Source organism: Kribbella sp. VKM Ac-2571, from assembly GCF_004362255.1.
In the GTDB taxonomy this organism is placed as follows: Bacteria; Actinomycetota; Actinomycetes; order Propionibacteriales; family Kribbellaceae; genus Kribbella; species Kribbella pratensis.
The window spans coordinates 34,116-52,387 of record NZ_SNWS01000003.1 but is presented as its reverse complement, the minus strand read 5'-3'; the positions used below and the strand labels follow the sequence as shown (position 1 = coordinate 52,387).

Here is an 18,272-nt window from a genome sequence, read left to right as displayed (position 1 = left end):
TGCTGCCGTCCGCATGAGGCCTGTCTGATCACGCCTCACTTCATCTGTGGTCCCTGCCCCGTTCCGAGGGAGAGACATGTCTGTACCTGCCCTGAACCGTCCTGCCCTGGCCGTAGTACCTGACCGTTCCGAAGAACGGATCGTGGACGCCGACGTCTACCGCTCCGTGTTCCGTCGCCACGCCGCCGGCGTCGTGGTGATCACCGCGGACTCCGGGCACGGCCCTGTCGGCTTCACCGCGACCTCGCTGGTCTCGATCAGCCTGCTGCCGCCGCTGGTCTCGTTCGCGATCGCGACCAGCGCGTCCAGCTGGCCGACCGTGAGTACGGCGAGCAGCGTCGTGATCAACTTCCTGTCCGCCGACCAGCACGCGATCGCCGGTCGCTTCGCCACCAGCGGGATCGACCGGTTCGCCGAACCGACCCGCTGGTCGCGACTGGCCTCCGGCGAGCCCGCGCTCGACGACGCCCCGAGCTTCCTCCGCGCGCAGATCGCGCACCGTTTCGCCGTCGGCGACCACTACCTGGTCGTCGCCCGCCTCGCCACCCACACCGAACGTCGTGAGCACGAGCCGCTGCTCTACCACGACGGCCGCTACGCGAAAGCCCACCATGTCTAGAAAACGCCTCTACTCCGCCCTCGCCCTGCTCGCGCTCGTCACCGGCTGCAGCGGCAACGCGGCCGCCGACGGCGCCGCCAAGCTCTCGCTGGACGCTCCGCTCCCGACCTCTGTCCCCGACGGCACGAAGATCGTCGTCGGCGATCCCGCCACCGAGGTCGCGCTCAAGCTGTCCGGTCAGCTCGACAAGGTCTCGAAGTTCGTCCAGTTCGCCAACCTGAGCGGCGGTCCGCAGACCACCGAGGCGTTCCGGGCGCACGCGCTCGACCTCGGCTCGGTCGCCGAGATCCCGCCGATCCACGCGACCTGGACCGGCCTGCAGGTGAAGATCGTCGCCTCCAAGTTCCGCAAGGACCCGCTGAACCACCCGATCTACCAGCTGGGCATCGCGCCGGGCGTCTCGGTCAAGACGCTGGGCGACCTGCGCGGCAAGAAGATCGCGTACAGCCCCGGTCAGGCACAAGGCGCGCTGGTCCTCAAGGTGCTGCAGAAGGCCGGCCTGACGAAGGAGGACGTGAAGCTGGTCGAGCTGCCGAGCACGGGTGACGTGTACTCGAACGCGCTGTCCGGCAAGCAGGTCGACGTCGCCCCGATCGGCGGCGTACAGATCAAGCGCTACCTGGCGAAGTACGGCAAGGACGGGGCCAGCACGATCGCCCACGGCCTGCGTGACGACGCCGGCCACCTTTACGGCCCGGTCGAGTCCCTCGAGGACCCGGCGAAAGCCGCCGCGATCCGTGCGTACGTCGCTGCGTGGGGTATCGCGCAGGACTGGATCGACAAGCACCCGAAGGAATGGATCCAGGGGTACTACGTGAAGGACCAGGGCCTGACCGAGGCCGACGGGCAGTGGCTCGTCGACAACGCCGGGCACCCGGACATCAGCGCCGACTGGAGCGACGCGATCGAGCGTCAGCAGCAGACCATCGAGCTGCTCGCCAAGGAGACCGGCAACAAGGTGATCCAGGCCAAGGACCTGTACGACCTGCGGTTCCAGACCGTCGCCGCGGACGCGATCAAGGGAGGCGCCAAATGAGTGCGACCACACTGCCCGGCTTGCGGCCGCGCACCGCCTCGACGCCCGTCGTACGGCGCCGGCGTCTCGGACCCGGCAAGCCGATCAGGTTCGGGGCCGCGACCGGGCCGGTGCTGCTGCTGGTGATCTGGAGCATCGGATCCGCCACTGATTGGATCGACCAACGAGTACTGTCCGCGCCGTGGACCGTGGTGACCACGGCCGGCGACCTGATCGCCGACGGCCGCCTGCAGTCGAACTTGTGGACGTCCGCGCAGCGGGCCCTGATCGGTCTCGCGTTCGGCATCGTGCTGGGCGTGGTCCTCGCGCTGATCTCCGGCCTGTCCCGGCTCGGTGAGGCGGTCCTCGACGGGCCGATCCAGATCAAGCGCGCGATCCCGTCGCTGGCGCTGCTGCCGCTGCTGATCCTCTGGCTCGGTATCGGCGAGTCGATGAAGATCGTCACCATCCTGCTCGGGGTGTTCGTGCCGATCTACATCCACACCCACAACGGCCTACGCACCATCGACAGCCGGTACGTCGAACTCGCGCAGACCGTCGGACTGTCGCAGTGGGAGTTCGTCCGGCGCGTCGTCCTGCCGGGCGCACTGCCCGGGTTCCTGCTCGGGCTGCGGTTCGCCGTCACCGGCGCGTGGTTGTCGCTGGTCGTCGTCGAGCAGATCAACTCCACCAGCGGCATCGGCTACATGATGGAACTTGCCCGCACGTACGGGCAGACCGACATCATCATCGTCGGCCTGGTCGTCTACGGCATCCTCGGCCTGCTGTCCGACGCGGTCGTCCGCCTGATCCAGAGGAGGGCCCTGTCATGGCGACGAACGTTGGCCTCGTAACCGTTCAAGTCCGCGACCTGGTACGCCGGTACGACGACCGCGCCGTGCTGGACGGACTGGACCTGGACATCGAACCCGGTGAGTTCGTCGCCCTGCTTGGCAAGAGCGGATCCGGCAAGAGCACGTTGCTGCGGGCCCTGGCCGGTCTGGATCACGACGTCGACGGATCCGGTGAGCTCGCCGTACCGGAGAACGTCTCGGTCGTCTTCCAGGACTCCAGGTTGTTGCCCTGGGCAAGAGTGCTGGAGAATGTCGTGCTCGGCCTGGGCGGTGCGGACGAGCGCGGGCGGAAGAGCCTCGAAGAGGTCGGGCTGGCCGGCCGCGAGAAGGCGTGGCCGAACGAGTTGTCCGGTGGTGAGCAGCAGCGGGTCGCGTTGGCGCGGTCGCTGGTGCGGGAGCCGGAGCTGTTGCTCGCCGACGAGCCGTTCGGTGCGTTGGACGCGCTGACCCGGTTGAAGATGCACGTCCTGCTGCGGAAGTTGTGCGCGGCGCACCAACCCGCCGTACTGCTGGTGACGCACGACGTCGACGAGGCGATCGTGCTGGCCGATCGGGTGATCGTGCTCGACGCGGGCCGGATCGTCGCCGAGGAGACCATCACGTTACCGGCGCCGCGGAGTGCGGCCGATCCAGGATTCGCCGCGGTTCGTTCGCGGCTTCTCGACGCTCTAGGAGTTTCGGTATGAGTAGGCAGCTGCACCTGAACGCGTTCCTGATGAGCACCGGGCACCACGAGGCGTCCTGGCGGCTGCCGGAGAGCGATCCGTTCGCGAACACCTCGGTGGCCCACTACCAGGCCTTGGCGCAGTTGGCCGAGCGCGGCAAGTTCGACTCGATCTTCTTCGCGGACTCGCCGGTGCTGTTCGGCGACGTCGGGCGACGTCCGGCCGGTTCGCTGGAGCCGACCGTGCTGCTCACCGCGATCGCGGCGGCCACGTCCCGGATCGGGCTGATCGCCACGGCGTCCACGACGTACAACGAGCCGTTCAACCTGGCACGGCGGTTCGCCAGCGTGGACCACGTGAGCGGTGGGCGTGCGGGCTGGAACGTGGTGACCACGGCTGGTCCGGAGGCGGCCCGCAACTTCAATCTGGCCGATCAGCCCGCGCATGCGGAGCGGTACGCGCGCGCAGCGGAGTTCCTCGAGGTCGCGTACAAGCTCTGGGACTCCTGGCAGGACGACGCCGCGATCGCGGACAAGGCCGAAGGCGTTTGGGCGGTCCAGGAGCGGGTGCAGCCGATCGATCACGTCGGCCGGCACTTCCAGGTCCGCGGGCCGCTGAACCTGCCGCGATCGCCGCAGGGGCATCCGCTGATCGTCCAGGCCGGGTCGTCCGAGGACGGCAAGGGACTGGCGGCAAGGTACGCCGAGGCGGTCTTCACCGCGCAGCAGACCCTGGAGGACGCCCAGGACTTCTACCGGGACCTGAAGGCGCGTACGGCGGCGCTCGGGCGGGATCCGGAGACGATCAAGATCCTGCCGGGGATCGTGCCCGTCATCGGATCCACGGTCGAGGAGGCCCAGCGCTTGGAGCGGCAGCTGGACGAGCTGATCCGGCCGGAGTACGCGCGGTTGCAGCTCGCGAAGACGCTGCGGGTATCGCCGGAGGACCTCCCCTTCGACCAGCAGCTCCCGGCGGATCTGCCCGACGAGGACGAGATCGAGGGCGCGAAGAGCCGGTACACGCTGATCGTGACGCTCGCCCGGCGCGAGAACCTGACCGTCCGCCAGTTGATCGGCCGGCTCGGCGGCGGGCGCGGGCACCGCACGTTCTCGGGTACGCCGGAGCAGGTCGCGGACGCGATCCAGCACTGGTTCGAGGCCGGTGCGGCCGACGGCTTCAACGTGATGCCGCCGGTGCTCCCGTCCGGCCTCACGACGTTCGTGGACGAGGTGATCCCGATCCTGCAGGCGCGCGGCCTGTTCCGGACCGAGTACACCGGTACGACGCTACGCGACCATTACGGCCTGGCACGCCCCGCCGGCCGCACTCCTCAGCTGCAGGAGGCGACCGCCTGAGGTTGTTGAGGATCCCGTCAGGTGGCGGGATCCTCAATCTCGCACGAGCATGTGAAAGAGTTTCCTTTCATGGGGAAGCTCCCACGGGTGGTTGCGCACCGCGGTGCCAGCGACGTAAATCCCGAACACACGCTGGCGGCGTACCAACGAGCGATCGATGTCGGGGCGGACGGGCTCGAGTGCGACGTCCGGCTGACCGCCGACGGCCACCTGGTCTGCGTCCACGACCGCCGGATCGACCGCACCTCGAACGGCCGTGGCGTGCTGTCCACGATGAGCCTCGACGAGCTGGAGAAGTACGACTGGGGCTCGTGGAAGCGTCCGTGGGCCGAGCTCGACGACGAGGCCGAACTGCCGGGTCTCGACGTACGCAAGGTGCTCACGCTCGACACGCTCCTCGCGACCGTGCGTGACGCGGGCCGGCCGGTCGAGCTGGCGATCGAGACCAAGCACCCGACCCGGTACGCCGGGCTGGTCGAGCGGCGCCTGATCGAGGCCCTCGACCGCTTCGGCTGGGCGCACCCGAAGGTCGGAACGGAGTCGCCGGCCCGGGTGATGAGCTTCTCCTGGCTCTCCCTGCGCCGGCTGCGGACCGCGGCGCCCGGCCTGCGCACCGTCCTGCTGATGGACCGCGTCCCCCTGCGCTTCCGCGACGGCTCGCTACCGACCGGTGTTTCGTACGCCGGACCGAGCCTGGAGATCGTGTCCGCGCACCCGGAGTACGTCGATCGCGCGCACAAGCACGGACATCAGGTCCACGTTTGGACCGTGAACGCCGAGAACGACATCCGGCACTGCCGCGAGATCGGCGTCGACGCCGTGATCAGCGACCGCCCGGACGTCGCGTTACAGGTCCTCGCGGAGGGCGCGGAACAGGCAGGACGCCGTACCTGACCGTGTAAATGCCGCGACTCCGTCGCGGCGGGTCATGGGCTGTAACTCCCGTCCTTCCCTCGTCGCTCCGGTCGCTGCGCTCCCTCCGCTCCTCAGTCCAGGACGGGAGGCCCATGACCTGCGGGTTTGTGACACGTCGGAACGAATTTGAGTGGGTTGTGTCACGCCGGTCTGGATACGTAACGAGGCGAATGCGGGCGGTTATTGCAACGTTCAATACCGTCGATTTCATCACGGTTTCCCCGTGTTTAGGCGTGATCTTCGCTCGGCTGTGTAACGGAATATCCGCTGGTGTTTTCCGGGCCGGAATCGTGGGGAGAAGTCCTGGTGGCTGAACCCATCACTGAGGAGACCCTGCTTGTCCTCTGCGACCCTGCCCGCCGACGTGAGCGTTGTGGACGTCGTACTGCCGCACGAAGTGTCCGCGGTAGCGGACGCCCGACGCCGTCTGGCCGCCTACCTGAAGCGCTACCGGATCACCGCCGCCGCCTGTGACGACGCGCAACTGGTGCTCTCGGAGTTGCTCTCCAACGCGATCCGGTACGCGCCTCCGCTGCCGGCGGGTGAGGTGCGGGCCGCGTGGTGGATCGACCGGGCCGGGATCCATGTCGAGGTGACCGACGGGCGCGGGGACACCGAGCCGCAGCGGATCACCGACCCGCACCCGGAGTCGGTCGGCGGCCGCGGCCTGGCCATCGTCGACGTCCTCACCTCCAGCTGGGGCGTTCGCACCGCCGCCCGCCACCGCACGGTCCACGCGATCGTGCCGAGCTAGTTCGCCCTGGACCACCCCCGGCTGCAAGACTGCGGGGTTATGGGAAAGAAGTCGCGGCAGCGCGCGAAGAACACGACGACGACCGTCACGCTCGACCCGGCCGATCTGGTCGACGTCGGGCCGCGGGAACCCTGCCCGTGCGGTTCGGGCAAGCGGTTCAAGCAGTGCCACGGTAAGGACCTGGCGCAGGCCGCCGACACCTTCGTGGTGCGGCCGTTCGAAGGGCTGCCGTCGGAGTGCGACCTGATCGCGTTCCGCGAGATCGTGCCGTCGGGCACGGTGCAGGTCGAACTCACCGGTGAGAACGCCGGAACGGTCGTCAACCTGGTCACCTTGCTGCCGATGGCGATGCCGGGCCTGGTGCGCGACGACGAGACGATCTGGATCGGCATGCAGACGCACGCCTCGTCCGGCGACCCGAGCCGCGACCTCGGCCACGCGATCACCGCCGCGCTGAAGACCGACCCGGGCAACCCGATCCAGGTCGGCGACCTGATGAAGGACGGACCGCGGCTGCAGGACCTGATCGACACCAGCAAGCCGATCGAGATCAAGGTCCACGAAGGCTTCGACTACTGGGTCGGTGAGAACGTCGAGGACCCGACCGGTGAGGTCGCGGCCGGCCTGGAGCGTGCGAACGCAGCGGCTGCTCCGACGGTTCGGCTGGAGTCGGTCGAGGCGGCGTACTGGACGAAGATCGGCGACCGCATCTACCTGCGGTGGGTCATGCCGCACACCGAGGACACGCTGCTCGACGCGCTCGCCCGGCTGCACGCCGCCGGTGGATCCGCGCTCATCGACGGCAGCCGCCTGATCGGCTCGTTCCGCGCCCTGGGCGTCCTCGCGCCGGTCTGGGAGCTACCCGCCGGCACCGAGGCCGCCGACGTCGAGAAGCCCGCGGCAGACTTCGCCACCGCTCTCGAGAAGGCGCTCGCCACCGAGGCCCCGCTGACCACCGAAGAGCGCGCCGCCCGCGCCGGCCTCGCCAGCCGCCAGCTCACCATCCGCTGAACAGCAGAACGCCCGGCTGAATCCTCAGCCGGGCGCTTCTGTTCACTCAGAATGGTCTAGGCCATGATCGTTCAAAAATGGCCGAGAACGTGGACGGCCCAAGTCCTGCTGACGGGGGAGCAACAGGGCCTGGGCCTAGGCATGAAGAGTACTCAGGCCGGGGGCTCCGCACAAGCCCCGATTTCACTCCGCGTGTCGTAGGCCTTACGGGGCTGCGGGCGCCCGCAGGACCGGGCACGACATGCACCGCGGACCGCCCCGCCCGGAGCCGAGCTCGGAGCCGGAGATCCGGATGACCTCGATCCCGGACTCCTCCAGGCGCGCATTGGTCTCGACGGTCCGCTCGTACGCGATGCACACCCGCGGCGCCAGAGCCAAGGTGTTGTTCCCGTCGTCCCACTGCTCCCGCTCGGCCGTCACCGGGTCCAGGCCGGTGTCGATCCGCCGCAGCGTGTCGATCCCGAGCGCCTTCGCCGCCGCGACCAGGAACGGCTCGGGCTCCGCGACGTGGAGCTGGTCGCCGTCGGTCGTGACCGCGAGCGCCCGCATCTCCTCAGCCATGTTCGGGTACATCAGCACGGCATCGGTGTCGACCATCGTGCACACGGTGTCCAGGTGCATGGTGGCCCGCTGCTGAGCGATCGGTACGGCGAGAACGGTGTGCGCGAGCCCCTTCGCGAAGACTCGCCGCGCCAGCCGCTCCACACCGGCCGGTGTGGTCCGCTCCCCGACCCCGACCGCGAGTACGCCGGGACCGAGCGCGAGCACGTCGCCGCCCTCGACATGCTCGAGTTGGTGGTCGTACACCTTGTCGGCGCCCGCGAACCGCGGGTGGAACGTGTAGATCAGCTCGGTCAGCTGCGTCTCGCGCATCCGGGCCGGCATCGCCAGCGAGGTGACCGCGACCGAGTCCCGGATCCAGACGCTCGAGTCGCGGGTGAACAGCAGGTTCGGCAAGGGGTCGATCAGGAAGTCCTCGTGCGCCAGCAGCGACGTGACCAACCCGCCCGCGTGCACCTCGTCGTTGCGTACGCCGGCCATCAGCGCCTCGGCCAGCGCAGCCGCATCCAGATCGCCGAGCGACGCCCGCAGATAGTCGCGGAGGGTGTCACCCAGGCGCAGGTCTTCCGTCGCGCCGGCGACCGCCTGTGCCCGGGCCTCGGGGTTGGTGAGCGACTCCGTCAGCAGCTCGCCGAGATACAGCACCTCGACGTCGCGGTCGCGGAGCGCCTGGGCGAACGCGTCGTGCTCGTCCTGCGCCCGGCCGACCCAGGGGATGCCGTCGAACAGCAGCTTGTCGTTGTTGCGCGGGGTGAGCCGCCGGAGCTCGTTGCCCGGCCGGTGCAGCATCACCGTCCGCAGCGGACCGACCTCACTGTCGACGCCGTACGCCGTACTGCCCTGTCGCGTCTCGGTCATCCGTCCGCCCTTCGCTTGGCCGTGCCCACCACGCTACGACAACCTGATCAATCTGTCTGATTGTCCGACAATATGCGTCCGATGGCCAATCGGGGTCAGGCGCGGACCCGGTCGTAGAGCAGGCAGAGCGCGCCGGACTCGGTCGGGGTCGAGTCGGTCAGCTTCCACGACGTGGCCGGCAGGCCGTCCTCGAACAGCCGGGCCCCGCCGCCGACCACCTCGGGGTCGAGGGTGATGCTCAGCCGGTCGATCTCGTCGGCCGCCAGTAGCGCCCGGATCACGCTCGAGCTGGCCAGCACGATGATGTCGCCGCCCTCCTGGTCACGCAGCTGCTTGACCACGTCCGCGGGCTCGCCGTCGGCGATCCGGGAGTTCTGCCACGGCGCCTCGGTCAACGTTGTCGAGAACACCACCTTCTCGGTCTCGTTCAGCCAGCGGGAGAAGGCCCGGTCCTGCGGCGACGCGTTCTCGTCGTCGGCCACCGCCGGCCAGAAGCCGCCGAAGCCTTCGTAGTTCTTCCGGCCGAGCAGTGCCGTGGTGGCCGGCCCGGTCACCCGGATCATGTGGTCCCGGGCACCCTCGGTGATCGCGTGCGGGACGATCCAGCTCATGTCGTAGTCGCCACCGGCGCCGTTCACCCGTCCGTCGAGCGAGAGCGAGATGTTGGCGGTCACTGTGCGGGTCATTTCTTTACCTCTTCCAGTTCGTTTCTTCCTGACACCGAAATCCTGCCGCCGCTGCGACCCGGGAACATCTGCCACCTGGCCGATATCGATCGTCCCCTGGCCGACCGTCGTACGAAAGGACGAGAAATCCGCGGGCGGCGGCTGCTGACGAGGTCGATCGGCTGGAGAGGAACTAGGCTGCGGTGCTGTGCCCGATGAAGACCTGTCTCACGAACCGTTCGAGCGTGCCGTCGCCTGCGTGATCCCGGCGAAGGACGAGGCCGACCGGATCGCGGCGACCGTCGACGCGGTGCACAAGATCATCGGCGTCGACCTGGTCGTGGTCGTCGACGACGGCTCTACGGACGGTACGACGGAAGCGGCCGAGCGGGCCGGTGCGGTCGTCGTACGGCACGAGCGCAACCGTGGGAAGGCCGCCGCGATGGAGACCGGCGCGGCCGCCGTCGCGGAGCGGGACGGTGCGCGGCCGCGGCACCTGCTGTTCCTCGATGCTGACCTGACCGACACCGCGTCCGGAGCGGGTCCGCTGATCGAGCCGGTGCAGACCGGCCGTGCGGACATGACCATCGGGACGTTGCCGGCGCAGGTCCGGGCCGACGGGTCGAAGGCCGGCGGGCACGGGTTCGTGGTCCGGCTGGCGCGGGCCGGGATCCAGGAGGCGACCGGCTGGGCGCCCGAGCAGCCGTTGTCCGGGCAGCGCTGCCTCACCCGGGCCGCGTTCGATTCCGCCGTACCGCTGGCCGCCGGGTTCGGGGTCGAGACCGCGCTGACGATCGACCTCGGCCGGAAGGGTTTCCGGATCGTGGAGGTGCCGATCGAGGTCCGGCACCGCGCGACCGGGACGGACCTGCGCGGCCAGTTGCACCGCGCGAAGCAGTACCTGCACGTCCGGCGTGCCCTCGCCGCTCGCAGTGCGCTGCCCGCGGACGGTGGTGGGCCGTCGCTGCGCAGTCTGTTCCCGCGGAGACTGCGCAATGAGCACTGAGCTGAGCATTGAGCTGGGCCAGAAGTACGGCCGCCGGGCTGTCGCTCTCTACCTGGCCTGCACGGCGCTGATCGTCGCGGTCGGCCTACTCGGTCCGTCGGTGGTCGTGCTGACGCTGACGAACAGGCACGCGTGGCTCCCGTCGTACTGGTTCGACACCAAGCCGAACGACTGGCTGGTGTCGGTGATGATCTACGTCGCGATCGCGCTCGGCGGTTACGGCGTTTACCTTGCCACCAAGGCGTTGAAGCACGGCTGGGCGCCGCGTGTCGACCGGTTGATTGCCTTGGGCATCGGTACGACGGCGGCGATCACGCTGGTGCCGCCGATGGCCTCGGGCGACGTGCTGATCTACGCGGCGTACGGGCGGATCATGGCGCTCGGCGGCGACCCGTACACGGCCTCGCCGGCGGACACCATCCGGCTCGGGTACGACCCGGTGATCGCCGCGACCGAGCGCCCGTGGCAGGGCGCGCGCAGCGTGTACGGGCCGATCGCGACCTGGATCCAGTGGCTGTCCTCGCTGATCGGCGGCGACTCCGCGCAGCTCACCGTGTGGATGCTGCAACTGTCGGTCGCGATCAGCTTGGTCGTCACCGGGCTGCTGCTGGTCAAGCTGGTCGGCAAGGACCTGCCGGCCAAGCGGCGCGTGATCATGCTCAGCCTCGCCAACCCGCTGCTGCTGTGGTCGGTGCTGGCCGGTGCGCACAACGACGCGATCGCGGTGATGTTCGCGGTGATCGCGCTGGTGTTGTTCCGGCGGCACGTGTTCCTGGCCGGCATCCTGATCGGCGTCGCGGGGTGCACCAAGCTGTCGATCGGCCTGGTCGGGATCGCGATGCTGTGGGCGCTGCGTGCCGACCGTCGCAAATGCCTCTACTTCTGCGGTGGCGGCGCGATCGCGATGGCCGGGCTGTACGCGATCGTCGGGCTGCAGGCGTTCCAGCAGGCACGGTCGCAGACGTCGTTCATCTCCACGGGTACGCCGCACAAGGTGCTGCTGAGCTTCTTCACCCTGTTCCTGCCGAACGGCCTGGTGCGGACCGTCCTGGCGATCCTCGCCTGGGTCGGCCTGATCGTGGTCGCGATCCTGCTGACGCAGGTGCTGCCGAAGTCGTTGGTCCCGCAAACGCATCCGGACGACCCGACGCCGGCCGCGATCCGCTACACCGCGATCTATGCGATCGCCTGGGTGCTGACCGCGATGTACTCGCTGCCCTGGTACGACGTGATCGCCTGGGCCGCCCTCGCCGCGGTCGCCGCATCGAAGGTCGACGGCCTGATGGTGGTCCGTACGACGATGCTCGCGATCGCGTACGTCCCCGGGCGGGATCCGCATGCGCGCCAGGTCGCCGCGAGCCTGTCGGACTCCCTGGAGTTCTTCAGCGCGCGCCTGCGCGACACCGTCTGCCCGGCGATCGAACTGGCCGTCCTGATCGGCCTGATCGTCTGGGCTCGCCGCAACGGCGCCCAATGGTGGCCGTACGACTGGCCCCGCCGCAAGCAGAAGGTTGTCGCGCAGAACGCCGAAGCGCGCTAACTCCAGAGGTCGTGGCCGGCTGCGATCGCCTTGGCGAGGACCGACTTCACCGGCTTCTTCAGGACGTTCGCGGCCGCGGCCACGTCGTCGTACTCCGGCTGCACGTTGATCACCTGACCGCCGTAGCGCGCGATCTTCACGTGGACCGACTGGCCGTCGACGTCGACGGTCGCGAACTCGCGGTCCGCGGCGTGCTTGCGGATCCCGAACTCGCGCAGCCCGATCGCCGAGGTCTCGGCCAGGATCACCGCGCGGACCGTCTCGGCGTTCGCACTCCCGACCAGGACCGACAGCGTGTGCGCCGGACGGCCCTTCTTCATCAGGATCGGGGTCAGCCACGCGTCGGCGGCGCCGGCCTCCATCAGCCGGGCCAGGACCTGCGGCCAGATCCGCGGGTCGAGGTCGTCGACGTTGGTCTCGTAGACGAGCTCGGTGGCCAACTCGTCGGCCGACGCGCCGATCACCACGCGCAGGATGTTCGGCACCTCGACCGGGTCCCGGCCGCCCGCACCGACGCCGGTCTGTTCGATCCGCATCGGCGGCAGCGGACCGAACTCGTCCGCCAGCGTCGCCAGCAGGGCGGCGCCGGTCGGTGTCGTCATCTCGTACGGCGCCGGGCCGCCGGTCACCGGTGCTTCGGCCTCGGAGACCAGATGAAGGACCGCTGGACCCGGGATCGGGATGCCACCGTGCTGACCGCGCACCTGACCCCCGCCGCCCAGCACGATCGTCGAGACCACGATGCGATCGAGGTCGAGGGACACGGACGCGGCGGCGACGCCGACGATGTCCGCGATCGCGTCCAGCGCGCCGACCTCGTGGAAGTGCACGGTGTCCGGCTCCACCCCGTGAGCGGCAGCCTCCGCGCGCGCAAGACGCCCGAAAGTGTCCAGCGCACGCGCCCGAACCGCGTCGTCGAGCCGAGCCTCCTCGAGCAGCCGCCGAACCTCGGCCCAAGCCCGAGTCGGCCCATGCCTGTCACCCGCGTCGTCGTGCCCGTGCCCATGCCCGTGACCGGCGTCGTCGTGACCGTGACCATGCCCGTGACCGGTGTCCGGGATGTTCTCCGGGTGCGGCTCGCCGTTGACCTCGACGGTGGCTTTGGTGGCGGCGATCTGGTGGCGGGCGGTCTGCGTGACGGTGACGGACAGCGAAGGGTCCACGGCAGCGACCGCCGCGTTCACCGCGTTCAGGTCGGCGCCTGCCGAGATGAACGCGCCCAAGAGCATGTCACCGGAGGCGCCGGCCGAGCAGTCGATCCAAGCGACTCTCATCAGGCCTCCTTCGTCTCGCGCGGAACCGACTGCCGAGCGACGCGTGCCGCGAACACCCCGGCCCCGAAGCCGTTGTCGATGTTGACGACCGTCACCCCAGGCGCGCACGAGTTCAGCATCCCGAGCAGTGCAGCCAGTCCACCGAACGAGGCGCCGTACCCGACCGACGTCGGCACCGCCACCAGCGGTACGCCGACCAGCCCGCCGACGACGCTCGGCAGCGCGCCCTCCATCCCCGCAACCACGATCAGGCAGTCCGCCGCGTCGAGCCGCTCCCGCTCTCCGAGGATCCGGTGCAGCCCGGCGACGCCCACATCGGTGATGACATCCACCCCGGCGCCGAACACGCGAGCCGTCGTCGCCGCCTCAGCAGCCACCGGAGCGTCCGACGTACCGGCTGCCACGACCGCGACCGTTCCCCGCCGCGTCGGGGGTTCGCCGAGCACCGCCGTACGGCCGACCGGGTCCACCACCGCATCCGGCAGCGCGGCAATCACCGCCGCCTGGGCCTCGTCCGTCAACCGGGTCGCCAGTACGGCGTGACCGGGGTGTGTGGCGTGCAGGGTCCGCAGCAGTTCCACGACCTGAGACGGCGTCTTGCCCGCGCCGTAGACGACTTCGGCGTCTCCCGTGCGCCCCAGCCGGTCGGTGTCGAGTCGTGCGTAGCCGAGGTCGTGGACGCCCGGTTGTGGGCCCTGATCAGGCAAATGTGTCACGCCGCGAATCTACGTTGCCCCGGCCCGAGGTACCGCATCCGTCCCCGGTCGTGCACGCTGTGCGATCACCTGAACACTCAGGAACAACGCTCGATGCCTTAGGCTCTCGTGCTGTGTCTTCGACGTTAGCCGGTGCCTTCGGGGTCGCCGCCCTCTTCGTGGCGGTGCTTGCCCTGGTGTTCGCGATCCAGGCCCTCCGGGCCCGGACGGTCTCGTCGGACCAGGTCGCACCCGCCGCAGCCCCCGAGCCGGAACCCCAACCGGCCCAGCCGGAGGCCAAACCCGGCACCGTGAAGTCGGAGCTGCGCAGGCTCGGCAAGGACCTCGAAGTCACCCGCGGCGAGCTCAAGGAAACCCTCCAGCACCTGGCCGTCGTCCGGTACGACGCCTTCGGCGAAACCGGGGGCAAGCTCTCCTGGTCGATGGCAATCCTCGACGACAAAGGCAACGGCGTCATCCTCACCTCGATCAACAGCCGCGCCGACGCCCGCACCTACGCCAAAGAAATCAAGTCCTTCACCAGCGAGTCGAAACTCTCCCCCGAAGAGGAAGAAGCCCTGGAAACCCTCCGCAAGGAGTCCGAGCAGCCCTAGGGCGTTGCACAGGAAGCGGTTGCTGAGCACAGGTTATTTCCTGTGCAGCGGCTCCGGAGGGGGTGCTGCGGCCCGTCTAGCGGCGTTTGGGGACGCGGGCGGTGAGGGCTCCGGGTTCTATTTCGGTGAACAGGGAGCGGCCGGGGCCGATGGGGTCGCCGTCCAGTTGGCGCTGGACGTCCACGGCGGCGACGAGCTCGACCTTGCGGCCGGTGAAGCGTTCCAGGTACATGTCGGTGCGGTTCGTCCGAGTCAGGAGCCGCCAGACGACGATCGGCCACTGGGTCACGCGCCGCGGGGCGATCACGACGACGTCCAGGAGCCCGTCGTCAGGGCGGGCGTCGGGGAGCAGGGGGATGTTGGCCTGCAGCATGCCGACGTTGCCGATCACGACCGTCCGGACGCGGCGTTCGATGGTCTCGGCGTCGTCGATGGTGATCTGGACGCGGACCGACGGGTGGTTGATGTTCTTCGCCGCCGACACCAGGTACGCCGTCCAGCCGATCTGCTTCTTCAGGTGCGGCGGGGCGTCGGAGATGATCGCGGCGTCCAGCCCGAGCCCGGCCATCACCGCGAACCGGTCGGTGTCGAGCTCGTCACCGTGGACCCGGACCAGGTCGATCCGCCGGTCGCGTCCCTCGAGGATCCGCTCCAGCGCGTCGTCCAGGTCGAGCGGGATGTGCAGGTTCCGCGCCAGCAGGTTCCCGGTGCCGGCCGGGATCACGCCGACCGGGATCCCGGTGTGGGCCAGCGCCGAGCACACCACGCGAACCGTCCCGTCGCCGCCCGCGACCAGCACCAGGTCGGACTCGTTCTCGATCGCCAGCTTCGCCATCGCGTTCCCGGCGTCGTCCACGCGGGTCTCCAGCCAGAGCGGATCGTCGTACCCGCGGACCGCGAGCGCCCGCGTCACCTTCCGCCGGAACGCCACGCCGTCGCCGACCTTGATCGGGTTCACGATGACGGCGGCCCGTGGCGGAGCCGTCGTACCGTCACCGTCCGACGGGGTACGCCGACGGCGCCGCCGCAGCCCCGGCCGGAGGCCGAACCCGATCGACGTCGCGGTCAGGATCGCCAGCCCGAGCGCCCAGCCGCCGAGTACGTCGGACACGTAGTGGACGTTCAGCGCGATCCGGTCGGCCGACGCGATCCACACCACCGCGATCACCGGCAGCAGCACCAGCAGCCGGAACCGCCGTCGCCAGCCCCGCACCGACGGCAGCACGACACCGAGCGCGCCGGCCATCACGAACGCGGCCGTCGCGTGACCGGACACGTACGAGAACCCGTCGTTCTCGACCAGCATCAGCGCCGGCCGCTGCCGCTCGAAGATCGCCTTGACCGCCTGCACCAGGCCCAGCTCGGCGCCGGCGGAGGTGAGCAGCCAGATCGTCAGCAACCGCGCCCGGCGATGCCACAGGTACGCCGCGACGATCACGATCACCGCCCGTGACGTCCACGGCAGCACCACCGCGCCGACGACCTGCCAGAAGTCGACGAGGCCCTCGTGCGCCGCGCCGTACGACGCAGCCCGAGCGGCGACCGACTGGTCCCAGCGGGCCAGCGGCGGCCACTGCCCGAACACGAGCACCGTGATCACGGTGAACGGCAGCGCACCCAGCACGACCGTGAGCACACGACCGATCGGACCGGGTGGGTGATGGTTCATGGCCCGCTCAGATCCCCCTCGATGGTCACGTGTACCTAGACCATCATCCCGAATAGTTTTCGCCGCTTCTGACACGCCCCGATACCCTCAGGGTGTGATTGACGCGAAACTGCTCCGTGAGACCCCTGATGTCGTGCGCGCCGCCCTGACCAAGCGCGGCGAGAGTACGGACCTGGTCGACCAGATCCTGGTCGCCGACGGGGAGCGTCGATCGTCCATCTCCGCCTTCGAGGCGCTCCGGGCCGAGCAGAAGTCGCTCGGCAAGCAGGTCGCCCAGGCCAAGGGTGACGAGCGCACCGCGCTGCTGGACCGGACCAAGACGCTGGCCGCCGAGGTGAAGGCCAACGAGGCCGCCGCGAACGACGCCGCCCGCCGCTTCGACGAGCTCGCCGCCGCCCTGCCGAACCTGGTGTCCGACGAGGCCCCGGTCGGCGGCGAGGACGACTACGTTGTGGTGGAGGAGGTCGGCAAGCCGCGCGACTTCGCGGCCGAGGGTTTCGAGCCCCGCGACCACCTGGCGCTGGGCGAGCTACTCGGCGCGATCGACATGGAACGCGGCGCGAAGATCAGCGGATCCCGGTTCTACTTCCTCAAGGGCGTCGGGATGCTGCTCCAGCTCGGCATGCTGCAGCTGGCCGTCCAGCAGGCGGTGGAGAACGGCTTCACCCCGATGATCACGCCGACACTGGTCAAGCCCGAGGTGATGGGCGGCACCGGCTACCTGTCGGCGCACGACGACGTCTACCGCCTCGAGGACCCCGAGCTGTACCTGACCGGTACGTCGGAGGTCGCGCTGGCCGGCTACCACATGGACGAGATCCTCGACCTGTCCGACGGCCCGATCCGGTACGCCGGCTGGTCGTCCTGCTACCGCAAGGAAGCCGGGTCGCACGGGAAGGACACCCGCGGGATCATCCGCGTCCACCAGTTCGACAAGGTCGAGATGTTCTCCTACTGCAGGCTGGAGGACGCGGCCGCCGAGCACCTGCGGCTGCTGGCCTGGGAGAAGGAGATGCTCGACAAGATGGAGCTGAGCTACCGGGTGATCGACACCGCGACCGGTGACCTGGGCGTCTCGGCGTACCGGAAGTTCGACTGCGAGGCGTGGGTGCCGACGCAGGGCCGGTACCGCGAGCTGACCTCGACGTCGAACTGCACGGACTTCCAGGCCCGCCGCCTGAACATCCGGCACCGCGACGCCGACGGCAAGACACAGCCGGTCGCGACGCTGAACGGCACCCTCGCGACCACCCGCTGGATCGTCGCGATCCTCGAGACGCACCAGCTGGCCGACGGCTCGGTCCGGGTACCGACCGCGCTGCAGCCGTACGTCGGCGGCCGCGAGGTCCTCGAACCGGTCGCCAAATGACCGAATTCCCGCGGCCGACGGCCGTTGCCCTGGACATCGATGGAACGCTGATCGACCACGACGAGGGGATGTCACCGGCGGTCGTCGACGCGGTACGCCGTACCGCCGAGCAGGTGCCCGTGATCCTGGCCACCGGCCGGGCCTGGTCGACCACCAAGCCGGTGGCCGAGCGGCTCGGGCTGCGGGCCGGCGGATTCGTTGTCTGCAGCAACGGTGCGCGCACGCTCCGCTACCCGGACGGCGAGGTCGTCGACGAGCGGACCTTCGACCCGTCGACGGTGATCATGTCGGTGCGCCGGTACGCGCCGAACGCCCGGATGGCAGTCGAGGACCAGGACGGCAGCTACCTGGTCACCGCGCCGTTCCCGGACGGCGATCTCGGCGCGAACGCGCGGATCCGCGTGGTCGGCGACGACGAGCTCGCGCCGCAGCCCGTGACCCGGTTGATCATCCGGGACCCGGACCAGTCCGAGAGCGATTTCGTCCACCTGGCGGAACGCCTCGGCTTGCACGGGGTCAGCTACTTCGTGGGCTGGACCGCGTGGCTGGACATCGCGCCCGAGGGTGTGGACAAGTCGACCGGCCTCAAGGTGGCGCTGGCCCAGCACAACCTGGACCCGGCCGGCCTGCTGGCGATCGGTGACGGACGCAACGACATCGAGATGCTCACGTACGCCGGTCTCGGCATCGCGATGGACTCCGCCCCGGACGAGGTGAAGGTCGCCGCCGACGAGGTCACCAAGTCCGTCCAGGACGACGGCGTCGCCGCGGTCCTGAACCGCTGGTTCTGAGGCAAGCGAAAGGCCCGGAAACCCTGTAATCACAGGGATTCC

General features: G+C 69.4%; 18 protein-coding genes. 13 read left to right on the top strand and 5 right to left on the bottom strand.

The window, feature by feature from the left end; genetic code table 11:
- Window positions 1-76 precede the first annotated feature (76 nt).
- From EV651_RS07535 to EV651_RS07500, 8 genes are all read left to right on the top strand, one after another.
- Window positions 77-619, top strand: a complete 543-nt coding sequence (locus tag EV651_RS07535) for a flavin reductase family protein (RefSeq protein ID WP_133783488.1) — start codon at window positions 77-79, stop codon at window positions 617-619.
- Window positions 612-1,655 (top strand): ABC transporter substrate-binding protein, encoded by a 1,044-nt coding sequence (locus tag EV651_RS07530; RefSeq protein ID WP_133783486.1) that lies wholly within the window; start codon window positions 612-614, stop codon window positions 1,653-1,655. Before EV651_RS07535 ends, EV651_RS07530 begins: the two co-directional genes overlap by 8 nt.
- Complete coding sequence (locus tag EV651_RS07525; protein ID WP_133783484.1) at window positions 1,652-2,488, top strand: ABC transporter permease; 837 nt, start codon at window positions 1,652-1,654, stop codon at window positions 2,486-2,488. Before EV651_RS07530 ends, EV651_RS07525 begins: the two co-directional genes overlap by 4 nt.
- Window positions 2,464-3,174 (top strand): ABC transporter ATP-binding protein, encoded by a 711-nt coding sequence (locus tag EV651_RS07520; protein WP_133783483.1) that lies wholly within the window; start codon window positions 2,464-2,466, stop codon window positions 3,172-3,174. The genes EV651_RS07525 and EV651_RS07520 overlap by 25 nt, the downstream gene beginning before the upstream one ends.
- Complete coding sequence (locus EV651_RS07515) at window positions 3,171-4,508, top strand: LLM class flavin-dependent oxidoreductase (protein WP_133783481.1); 1,338 nt, start codon at window positions 3,171-3,173, stop codon at window positions 4,506-4,508. Before EV651_RS07520 ends, EV651_RS07515 begins: the two co-directional genes overlap by 4 nt.
- A gap of 69 nt (window positions 4,509-4,577) precedes the next feature.
- Window positions 4,578-5,402, top strand: a complete 825-nt coding sequence (locus EV651_RS07510; protein ID WP_133783479.1) for a glycerophosphodiester phosphodiesterase family protein — start codon at window positions 4,578-4,580, stop codon at window positions 5,400-5,402.
- A gap of 358 nt (window positions 5,403-5,760) precedes the next feature.
- On the top strand, window positions 5,761-6,177 hold the full coding sequence (locus EV651_RS07505; protein ID WP_133783478.1) for an ATP-binding protein: 417 nt from the start codon (window positions 5,761-5,763) through the stop codon (window positions 6,175-6,177).
- 39 nt (window positions 6,178-6,216) lie between these two features.
- The gene (locus EV651_RS07500) at window positions 6,217-7,188 is read left to right on the top strand and encodes a DUF5926 family protein (protein WP_133783476.1); all 972 of its coding nucleotides are present in this window, start codon (window positions 6,217-6,219) and stop codon (window positions 7,186-7,188) included.
- 204 nt (window positions 7,189-7,392) lie between these two features.
- Here the strand turns inward: EV651_RS07500 and EV651_RS07495 are convergent, their stop codons facing one another.
- Both EV651_RS07495 and EV651_RS07490 read right to left on the bottom strand, forming a co-directional pair.
- On the bottom strand, window positions 7,393-8,607 hold the full coding sequence (locus tag EV651_RS07495) for an arginine deiminase (RefSeq protein ID WP_133783474.1): 1,215 nt from the start codon (window positions 8,605-8,607) through the stop codon (window positions 7,393-7,395).
- A 95-nt stretch (window positions 8,608-8,702) separates the two neighbouring features.
- Window positions 8,703-9,293: a dihydrofolate reductase family protein gene (locus EV651_RS07490; RefSeq protein ID WP_133783472.1), complete on the bottom strand. Its 591-nt coding sequence runs from the start codon at window positions 9,291-9,293 to the stop codon at window positions 8,703-8,705.
- A 187-nt stretch (window positions 9,294-9,480) separates the two neighbouring features.
- Between EV651_RS07490 and EV651_RS07485 the strand changes: the two genes are divergently transcribed.
- Together EV651_RS07485 and EV651_RS07480 are read left to right on the top strand one after the other, a co-directional pair.
- Complete coding sequence (locus EV651_RS07485) at window positions 9,481-10,278, top strand: glycosyltransferase (protein ID WP_133783470.1); 798 nt, start codon at window positions 9,481-9,483, stop codon at window positions 10,276-10,278.
- On the top strand, window positions 10,268-11,818 hold the full coding sequence (locus EV651_RS07480) for a DUF2029 domain-containing protein (RefSeq protein WP_133783469.1): 1,551 nt from the start codon (window positions 10,268-10,270) through the stop codon (window positions 11,816-11,818). Before EV651_RS07485 ends, EV651_RS07480 begins: the two co-directional genes overlap by 11 nt.
- On the opposite strand, the gene larC is transcribed toward EV651_RS07480, so the two are convergent.
- Both larC and larB read right to left on the bottom strand, forming a co-directional pair.
- Window positions 11,815-13,092, bottom strand: coding sequence for a nickel pincer cofactor biosynthesis protein LarC (larC, locus tag EV651_RS07475; RefSeq protein WP_133783467.1), 1,278 nt, complete (start codon window positions 13,090-13,092; stop codon window positions 11,815-11,817). The genes EV651_RS07480 and larC overlap by 4 nt on opposite strands.
- Entirely contained in the window at window positions 13,092-13,808 is a 717-nt protein-coding gene (gene larB / locus EV651_RS07470; RefSeq protein WP_133783464.1) for a nickel pincer cofactor biosynthesis protein LarB, read from the bottom strand. The genes larC and larB overlap by 1 nt, the downstream gene beginning before the upstream one ends.
- Window positions 13,809-13,921: 113 nt before the next feature.
- On the opposite strand from larB, the gene EV651_RS07465 reads away from it, so the two are divergent.
- A complete protein-coding gene (locus EV651_RS07465) occupies window positions 13,922-14,401 on the top strand; it encodes a DUF4446 family protein (protein WP_238156727.1) in 480 nt (159 codons plus the stop codon).
- Window positions 14,402-14,477: 76 nt separating this feature from the next.
- On the opposite strand, the gene EV651_RS07460 is transcribed toward EV651_RS07465, so the two are convergent.
- Window positions 14,478-16,037: a diacylglycerol kinase family protein gene (locus EV651_RS07460; RefSeq protein WP_238156726.1), complete on the bottom strand. Its 1,560-nt coding sequence runs from the start codon at window positions 16,035-16,037 to the stop codon at window positions 14,478-14,480.
- A 127-nt stretch (window positions 16,038-16,164) separates the two neighbouring features.
- Between EV651_RS07460 and serS the strand changes: the two genes are divergently transcribed.
- On the top strand, window positions 16,165-17,439 hold the full coding sequence (gene serS / locus EV651_RS07455) for a serine--tRNA ligase (protein ID WP_133783460.1): 1,275 nt from the start codon (window positions 16,165-16,167) through the stop codon (window positions 17,437-17,439).
- A complete protein-coding gene (locus EV651_RS07450) occupies window positions 17,436-18,230 on the top strand; it encodes an HAD family hydrolase (RefSeq protein ID WP_133783458.1) in 795 nt (264 codons plus the stop codon). The genes serS and EV651_RS07450 overlap by 4 nt, the downstream gene beginning before the upstream one ends.
- Window positions 18,231-18,272 lie beyond the last annotated feature (42 nt).

Excerpts from the sequence above, each read along its gene's own strand:
- EV651_RS07535 (WP_133783488.1), top strand. The coding sequence starts at position 77 with ATGTCTGTACCTGCCCTGAACCGTCCTGCCCTGGCCGTAGTACCTGAC.
- EV651_RS07530 (WP_133783486.1), top strand. The coding sequence starts at position 612 with ATGTCTAGAAAACGCCTCTACTCCGCCCTCGCCCTGCTCGCGCTCGTC.
- EV651_RS07525 (WP_133783484.1), top strand. The coding sequence starts at position 1,652 with ATGAGTGCGACCACACTGCCCGGCTTGCGGCCGCGCACCGCCTCGACG.
- EV651_RS07520 (WP_133783483.1), top strand. The coding sequence starts at position 2,464 with ATGGCGACGAACGTTGGCCTCGTAACCGTTCAAGTCCGCGACCTGGTA.
- EV651_RS07515 (WP_133783481.1), top strand. The coding sequence starts at position 3,171 with ATGAGTAGGCAGCTGCACCTGAACGCGTTCCTGATGAGCACCGGGCAC.
- EV651_RS07510 (WP_133783479.1), top strand. The coding sequence starts at position 4,578 with ATGGGGAAGCTCCCACGGGTGGTTGCGCACCGCGGTGCCAGCGACGTA.
- EV651_RS07500 (WP_133783476.1), top strand. The coding sequence starts at position 6,217 with ATGGGAAAGAAGTCGCGGCAGCGCGCGAAGAACACGACGACGACCGTC.
- EV651_RS07495 (WP_133783474.1), bottom strand. The coding sequence starts at position 8,607 with ATGACCGAGACGCGACAGGGCAGTACGGCGTACGGCGTCGACAGTGAG.
- EV651_RS07490 (WP_133783472.1), bottom strand. The coding sequence starts at position 9,293 with ATGACCCGCACAGTGACCGCCAACATCTCGCTCTCGCTCGACGGACGG.
- EV651_RS07480 (WP_133783469.1), top strand. The coding sequence starts at position 10,268 with ATGAGCACTGAGCTGAGCATTGAGCTGGGCCAGAAGTACGGCCGCCGG.
- larC (WP_133783467.1), bottom strand. The coding sequence starts at position 13,092 with ATGAGAGTCGCTTGGATCGACTGCTCGGCCGGCGCCTCCGGTGACATG.
- EV651_RS07450 (WP_133783458.1), top strand. The coding sequence starts at position 17,436 with ATGACCGAATTCCCGCGGCCGACGGCCGTTGCCCTGGACATCGATGGA.